At 61.9% G+C, this 1863-nt stretch carries 1 protein-coding gene; it reads left to right on the top strand.

Annotated features, from left to right (window positions below; genetic code table 11):
* A partial coding sequence (lon, locus tag HX869_RS29005; RefSeq protein WP_178904040.1) for an endopeptidase La occupies nt 1–1620 on the top strand: 1620 nt, incomplete at its 5' end.
* Nucleotides 1621–1863: the final 243 nt, after the last annotated feature.

Genomic DNA, 1863 nt, shown 5'->3' with positions numbered 1-1863 from the left:
CAACTCAAGGTCATCCAGCAAGAGCTGGGGCTGACCAAGGACGATCGCAGCGCCGACGTCGAGCAATTCGAACAACGCCTGGTGGACAAGGTCCTGCCGACCCAGGCGCAGAAACGCATCAGCGAAGAAATGAACAAGCTGTCGATCCTGGAAACCGGTTCGCCGGAGTACGCGGTCACCCGCAACTACCTGGACTGGGCCACCTCGGTGCCGTGGGGCGTGTATGGCGAGGACAAACTCGACCTCAAGCACGCCCGCAAAGTGCTCGACAAACACCACGCCGGCCTGGACGACATCAAGAGTCGCATCCTCGAGTTCCTCGCCGTGGGCGCCTATAAGGGCGAAGTCGCCGGCTCCATCGTGTTGCTGGTGGGCCCGCCGGGCGTGGGCAAGACCAGTGTCGGCAAATCGATTGCCGAATCCCTCGGCCGGCCGTTCTACCGCTTCAGCGTCGGCGGCATGCGTGACGAGGCGGAGATCAAGGGGCATCGCCGTACCTACATCGGTGCGATGCCGGGCAAGCTGGTGCAAGCCCTCAAAGATGTGGAAGTGATGAACCCGGTGATCATGCTCGACGAGATCGACAAGATGGGCCAGAGCTACCAGGGCGACCCGGCCTCGGCCCTGCTCGAAACCCTCGACCCGGAACAGAACGTCGAATTCCTCGACCACTACCTGGACCTGCGCCTGGACCTGTCCAAAGTGCTGTTCGTGTGCACCGCCAACACCCTGGATTCGATCCCCGGCCCGTTGCTGGACCGGATGGAAGTGATTCGCCTGTCGGGCTATATCACCGAAGAAAAGGTCGCGATCGCCAAGCGTCACCTGTGGCCCAAGCAGCTGGAAAAAGCCGGCGTGTCGAAAAACAGCCTGTCCATCAGCGACGGCGCCCTGCGCGCGCTGATCGATGGTTACGCTCGCGAAGCCGGGGTGCGCCAGCTGGAGAAACAGCTGGGCAAACTGGTGCGCAAGGCGGTGGTCAAGCTGCTGGATGAGCCGGACTCGGTGATCAAGATCGGCAACAAGGACCTGGAAGCCTCCCTGGGCATGCCGGTGTTCCGTAACGAGCAAGTGCTGTCGGGCACCGGTGTGATCACCGGCCTGGCCTGGACCAGCATGGGCGGCGCGACCCTGCCGATCGAGGCGACGCGCATCCACACGCTGAACCGTGGCTTCAAGCTCACCGGGCAACTGGGTGAAGTGATGAAGGAATCGGCCGAGATTGCCTACAGCTACATCAGCTCGAACCTGAAGTCGTTTGGCGGTGACCCGAAGTTCTTCGATGAAGCCTTCGTGCACCTGCACGTGCCGGAAGGCGCCACACCGAAAGACGGCCCGAGCGCGGGCGTGACCATGGCCAGTGCGCTGCTGTCGCTGGCACGTAACCAGCCGCCGAAAAAAGGCGTGGCGATGACCGGTGAGCTGACGTTGACCGGGCATGTGCTGCCGATTGGCGGGGTGCGCGAGAAGGTGATTGCGGCGCGGCGCCAGAAGATTCACGAGCTGATCTTGCCGGAGCCTAACCGGGGGAGCTTTGAAGAGCTGCCGGAGTACCTGAAGGAAGGGATGACGGTGCACTTTGCCAAGCGCTTTGCGGATGTGGCGAAGGTGTTGTTCTGATAGTTATGTAGCGCCTGAGCTGGCCTCTTCGCGAGCAAGCCCGCTCCCACACTTGACCGAGTCCATGCTTTGGAATGCGGTCGAATGTGGGAGCGGGCTTGCTCGCGAAGAGGCCGGTGCAGCCAACACAACGCCATCTGTCACACCTTGTCTCATCTTCGGTTATGTTCGCCCTTTGTCGCTAAACAACGGAGCCCCCATGAACGCTGCCCGTCTGCTTCTCCCCCTGAGCCTTTTCCTGCT

The organism is Pseudomonas sp. P7779 (assembly GCF_013386315.1).
Taxonomy (GTDB): domain Bacteria; phylum Pseudomonadota; class Gammaproteobacteria; order Pseudomonadales; family Pseudomonadaceae; genus Aquipseudomonas.
Note: the sequence above shows the minus strand (reverse complement) of the source record. Positions and strands in the feature narration are given on the sequence as shown.